Origin of the sequence: Microbacterium sp. (assembly GCF_049661145.1) — a bacterium.
Lineage (GTDB): Bacteria > Actinomycetota > Actinomycetes > Actinomycetales > Microbacteriaceae > Microbacterium.
Genome location: NZ_JBASZT010000157.1, coordinates 1 through 5,101, shown reverse-complemented (window position 1 = coordinate 5,101; position 5,101 = coordinate 1). Strand labels below are relative to the sequence as shown.

The window sequence follows — 5,101 nt, the reverse complement described above, 5'->3', positions numbered from 1 at the left end:
CGGCGGGGACCGTCGAGTGCCCAGGCCCGCCGCGACGACCACGCCCAGATCGAGGCGAGCACAGCACCCGCCGCCGCGGCGGCGTGCACGTCGGCCACCAGCCGTGACGCACCGTCTGCGACCAGTCGATCCGAGACGGCACGCGCCAGCCGCCCGCAGCGGAGCGACCGTTCCGCGTCGAGGTCGTCTGTGACGCCCATCGCCTCGGCGTTCGTGATCGCGAGGGCGAGACTATCCGGAGCGAATCCGTCCACGAGCGCCCGCAGAGTCTCCGGAACGCTCGCCCCGCGGCGAAGGGCCGCAATCGCGGCATCCAGGCGCGTGTCGAACCCGCCCCACAGCACGTCGGCCTTCGAGTCGAAGTAGTTGAAGAAGCTCGACCGGCTCACTCCCGCCCGGCGCGCGATGTCGGCGACGGCGGTCTGCTCGTACCCGTGCTCCAGGAACAGCTCGCACGCGGCCTCCGCAATCGTTTCGCGCGAGCTCGCCTTCGGCCGGCCGCTGCTGCTCATCCGGTCAGCGTAGCCCGTCGTCGCAAGAGCAGGCTGGATCGCATCCCTCGCGGCGCCCAGCCATCCGAAGTGCGCTTTCAGCCTGCTTTCGCGACACAACCGCCACTCGCCGCGCGGCGACCCGCTACCGACCGCTATTGTTGGACGCAGTTCATAAACTCTCCGGAAGGAGCACGATGCTCGACATCCAGACGCTGGGACTCGCTCCCGACTTCGTGCCATACGTCGAGGCGTGGGAGCTGCAGCGCCGCATCCTCGCGGAGGTCGCCACGGGTGAAAGGCCCGATACCCTGCTGCTGCTCGAACACGAGGCCGTGTTCACCGCCGGCGTGCGCACAGCACGGCACGAACGGCCGACGGATGGCACTCCCGTGGTCGACGTCGACCGCGGCGGCAAGATCACCTGGCACGGCCCGGGCCAGCTCGTCGGCTACCCGATCGTCCGGCTGCGCGAGCCGGTCGACGTCGTCGCACACGTGCGGCTGCTGGAGAGCATCCTCATCGATGCGCTCGCTCGCCTCGGTGTCGACGGGTATCGCGTCGAGGGCCGCAGCGGCGTCTGGGTCCGTCGCCCCCTCTCGGAGGACAAGATCGCCGCGATCGGTGTGCGCGTCCAACGCGGCGTCACGATGCACGGCTTCGCCCTCAACTGCGACAACTCGCTGCTGCCGTTCTCGCAGATCGTGCCGTGCGGCATCTCGGATGCCGGCGTCACGACCATCAGCGAAGTCCTCGGTCGCGATGTGTCTCCCGCCGACGTCCTGCCCACGGTCCAGGCCGCCTTCGCCGCCGCCTTCGCCGCGGAGGTGGCCGCATGAGTGGGTGCGGCACGCCCGCGGCCCACGACCCGGCATCCGCCCCGGCGACGGGTCCCGATGGACGCAAGCTGCTGCGGCTGGAGATCCGCAACGCGCAGACCCCGATCGAGCGCAAGCCGGAGTGGATCAAGACCAGGGCTCGGATGGGGCCGGAGTACCAGGCACTGCAGTCGCTCGTGAAGGACGAGGGTCTGCACACGGTATGCCAGGAGGCCGGCTGCCCGAACATCTTCGAGTGCTGGGAGGACCGCGAGGCGACCTTCCTCATCGGCGGCTCGCAGTGCACGCGGCGGTGTGATTTCTGCCAGATCGACACGGGAAAGCCCGCCGACTACGACACCGACGAGCCCCGCCGTGTCGCCGACAGCGTGCGGCGCATGCAGCTGCGCTACGCGACGGTCACGTGCGTCGCCCGCGACGATCTGCCCGACGGCGGGGCGTGGCTCAACGCCGAGACCATCCGGCAGATCCACGCCGTCAACGCCGGCACCGGCGTCGAATTGCTCGCGACGGATTTCAACGGTGAGCCCGCGCTGCTGAACGAGGTGTTCGACGCCCGGCCGGAAGTCTTCGCCCACAACGTCGAGACGGTCCCGCGCATCTTCAAGCGCATCCGCCCCGCGTTCCGGTACGAGCGTTCGCTGAACGTGTTGACGCAGGCGAGGGATGCCGGCCTCATCACCAAGTCGAACCTCATCCTCGGCATGGGAGAAGAGCCCGAGGAGGTCGTGCAGGCGCTGCAAGACCTGCATGACGCGGGAACGGACATCGTGACGATCACGCAGTACCTGCGGCCGACGCCGCGCCACCTGCCGGTTGCCCGCTGGGTCAAGCCTGCGGAGTTCGTCGAGTTCAAGGCCGAGGCCGAGCGCATCGGCTTCCTCGGGGTGCTCGCGGGTCCGCTCGTGCGGTCCTCCTACCGTGCCGGCCGCCTATGGGCGCAGTCCATGGTGTCGAAGGGCCGCGACATCCCCGAGCACCTCACTCACCTCGCCGACGCTATCGCCGCCGGCGAGCGCACCTTCGCCCAGGCGGTCTGACCCCGGCATCCGCCCGCCCGCACCACCCACACCACCCGCTCTCCCGCCCGCGAGCCGCTACGTTCCGCCCGACCCGCTATGATTCGGGCCGTCGAAACGTAGCGGCTCGGGCGGAAGATAGCGGCTCGGCGAGAACTGCGGGCACGGGAAGCGCGCGCGTGCTGCGCGAGAGGCAGCTGTGCGGGACTCAATCCGCGCTGGTCACGGACTGCACGTCGCCGTCGCTCGTGAGGTTGACGAGCAGGACTTCGTCGGTGGCATCGGGGTCGAGCGCGTACTCCAGGACGGCAAAGGGGTCGTCGCCGCCGTGCTCGTCGGCGAGGATCGTCATGCTCACCAACTGCAGCGCCCTGATGATGTCGATGTGCAGGTCGCCTGAGACGTCGACGAGCACGTCCTCAATCGCGTCGCCCAGACTCTCCTGCTGCTGCAACAGATACTCGGTGACCTCGCTCGTGCGGTCATCGAGTTCGGCGACCATCGCGTTGCGTGAGGCGAGGTCGATCTGCTCCAGCGACGAGATCATCGCCGCTGCGACGTCGAGCCCCGCCTGCGAGACGTCGTCCTGATCGGGCGCCGTGAGGTCGACGGTCACCCGCTGATCCGCAAAGTCCACGACCTCGGACCAGAAGATCGACCCGTCGGGCCCGGACTCGAGGAGTCCGAAATAGTCGTGCTCGATCGCCATGGCCCTATGCAACCACCGTCGCCGGTCTGCGTCCACCTGACCCGCGGGCGAGTCCGACGCCTCACTCCACGAGCGCCGCCGCAAACACGTGCGGCGTGAAGCCGGTGAGGTCCCCGATGCTCTCGCCTTGCCCGAGGAGCTTGACCGGGATGCCGGTGCGCTCCTGCACCGCGAGCACGAACCCGCCCTTCGCGGATCCGTCGAGTTTCGTCAGCACGAGGCCGGTAACGCCCGCGTGCTCCAGGAACGCCTCGGCCTGCATGACGCCGTTCTGGCCGGTCGTCGCGTCGAGCACGAGCAACACCTCGCTGATGGGCGCCTGCTTCTCGATCACGCGCCGGATCTTGGTGAGCTCGTCCATGAGCCCGCCCTTGGTGTGCAGTCGCCCGGCGGTGTCGACGAGGACGATCTCGGTGCCGTGCTGTTTCGCGTAGTCGATGGTCTGGTAGGCGACGGATGCCGGGTCCTGGCCCTCCTGCTGCGGGCGCACGATCGTCGCTCCCCCGCGCTCTGCCCACGTCGCGAGCTGGTCGACCGCCGCGGCGCGGAACGTGTCTGCCGCGCCGACGACGACCGAGCGCCCGTAGCGCTGCAGGAACTTCGCGAACTTCCCGATCGTCGTGGTCTTGCCGACGCCGTTGACCCCGACGACGAGCACGACCGCTGGGCGTTCGGTGAGCCGTAGCGTCGTATCGAACCGGGCGAAGCGCTCTTCGAGGGTCTCCTTCAACATCCGTTGCAGATCACGGGGGTCGGTCGTGCGGAACCGCTCGACCTTCTCGCGCAGTTCGTCGATGATCCGTTCGGTGATGTCCGGGCCGAAGTCGGCCGTGAGGAGCGCGGTCTCGAGATCGTCCCACGTGTTCTCGTCGATCGTGGGTTTGACGAACATGCCGCGCAGTGCGCGACCGAGCGACCAAGAGTTCTCCGCCATGCCTCCAGCCTATGGTCTCGCCCCTTGGGTCTCGCCCCTTGGCCCCGGGGCGCAGGATGCCGGCCCGGGTGCCCTCAGACGGCTTCGCGCTCGCGCACGCGCTGGCCGACGACGGCCGAGACGCCGTCCTGACGCATCGAGACGCCGTAGAGCGCGTCGGCGATCTCCATCGTGCGCTTCTGGTGCGTGATCACGATGAGCTGGCTCGACGCCCGGAGCTGCTCGAACACGCCGAGGAGTCGGCCGAGGTTGGCGTCGTCGAGCGCCGCCTCCACCTCGTCGAGAATGTAGAAGGGGCTGGGACGTGCCTTGAAGATGGCGGTCAGCAGCGCCACTGCCGCGAGTGATCGCTCGCCGCCGGAGAGGAGTGACAGCCGTTCGATCTTCTTGCCGACCGGCCGAACTGCGACCTCGATACCCGTCGTCAGCAGGTGGTCGGGGTCGGTCAGCGAGATGCTGCCGGAGCCTCCGGGGAACAGGATCGGGAACACCTCGCCGAACGCTACCCGGGTGTCCTCGAACGCCGCGAGGAAGGTCACCTGCATGCGCTCATCGAGGTCGGCGATGATCGTCTGCAGGTCGGTGCGGGTCTGCACGAGGTCGGCGAGCTGCTCAGTGAGGAACGCATGCCGCTGTTCCAACGCGGCATACTCCTCGAGGGCGAGCGGGTTGACGCGCCCGAGCTGGGCGATTTTGCGCTCGGCATCCTGCAACCGGCGACGCTGCTCAGCGCGATCGAACGCGGCAGGCTCTCTCTCACCATCCGCCGCGGGAATCGGCTGGTCGGGTCCATATTCCACAACGAGAATATTCTCGTTCAGGCTGAGCTCCGATGCCACCCGCTCCAGCAGGCTGCTCACGTGGAGGCGCTTCTCGTGCATCTGCAGCTCGAGCCCGTGCACGCTCTCGGTCACGCTGCTGAGGCGCTCCCGCACCCCGATCTCCTCCGCACGTAGGGCGGCGAGTTCGCTCGTGAGAGCGGTGCGCGCGCGCTCCGCGAGTTGCAGCTCGACGCGTGCCTGGGTGACCGACCGGTCCACCGAGTCGAGCACCGGCGGCAGCGACTCGGCGACCTCGGCGGCGCGCTCCCGCTGCGCTCGGCGGATGAC

The 5,101-nt window shown here is 68.8% G+C and carries 6 protein-coding genes; 2 read left to right on the top strand and 4 right to left on the bottom strand.

Annotated features, from left to right (window positions below; genetic code table 11):
- Positions 1–512: TetR/AcrR family transcriptional regulator (locus tag WBP48_RS07130; protein ID WP_424438185.1), on the bottom strand; the 512-nt coding region annotated here is incomplete at its 3' end.
- 176 nt (positions 513–688) lie between these two features.
- On the opposite strand from WBP48_RS07130, the gene lipB reads away from it, so the two are divergent.
- Positions 689–1,330 carry a lipoyl(octanoyl) transferase LipB gene (lipB, locus tag WBP48_RS07125; protein ID WP_424438182.1) on the top strand — a complete coding sequence of 214 codons (642 nt, stop codon included), beginning with the start codon at positions 689–691 and terminating at the stop codon, positions 1,328–1,330.
- Entirely contained in the window at positions 1,327–2,370 is a 1,044-nt protein-coding gene (lipA, locus tag WBP48_RS07120; RefSeq protein ID WP_424438179.1) for a lipoyl synthase, read from the top strand. Before lipB ends, lipA begins: the two co-directional genes overlap by 4 nt.
- Before the next feature lie 187 nt (positions 2,371–2,557).
- On the opposite strand, the gene WBP48_RS07115 is transcribed toward lipA, so the two are convergent.
- The 3 genes from WBP48_RS07115 to WBP48_RS07105 all read right to left on the bottom strand — a co-directional run.
- Complete coding sequence (locus WBP48_RS07115) at positions 2,558–3,058, bottom strand: DUF2004 domain-containing protein (protein ID WP_424438176.1); 501 nt, start codon at positions 3,056–3,058, stop codon at positions 2,558–2,560.
- A gap of 61 nt (positions 3,059–3,119) precedes the next feature.
- Entirely contained in the window at positions 3,120–3,992 is an 873-nt protein-coding gene (ftsY, locus tag WBP48_RS07110) for a signal recognition particle-docking protein FtsY (protein ID WP_424438173.1), read from the bottom strand.
- 74 nt (positions 3,993–4,066) lie between these two features.
- On the bottom strand, positions 4,067–5,101 hold a 1,035-nt coding region (locus WBP48_RS07105), incomplete at its 5' end, for an AAA family ATPase (protein ID WP_424438170.1).

What these genes read in the sequence shown, in the direction of transcription:
- lipB (WP_424438182.1), top strand. Translation starts at nt 689, where the DNA reads ATGCTCGACATCCAGACGCTGGGACTCGCTCCCGACTTCGTGCCATAC.
- lipA (WP_424438179.1), top strand. Translation starts at nt 1,327, where the DNA reads ATGAGTGGGTGCGGCACGCCCGCGGCCCACGACCCGGCATCCGCCCCG.
- WBP48_RS07115 (WP_424438176.1), bottom strand. Translation starts at nt 3,058, where the DNA reads ATGGCGATCGAGCACGACTATTTCGGACTCCTCGAGTCCGGGCCCGAC.
- ftsY (WP_424438173.1), bottom strand. Translation starts at nt 3,992, where the DNA reads ATGGCGGAGAACTCTTGGTCGCTCGGTCGCGCACTGCGCGGCATGTTC.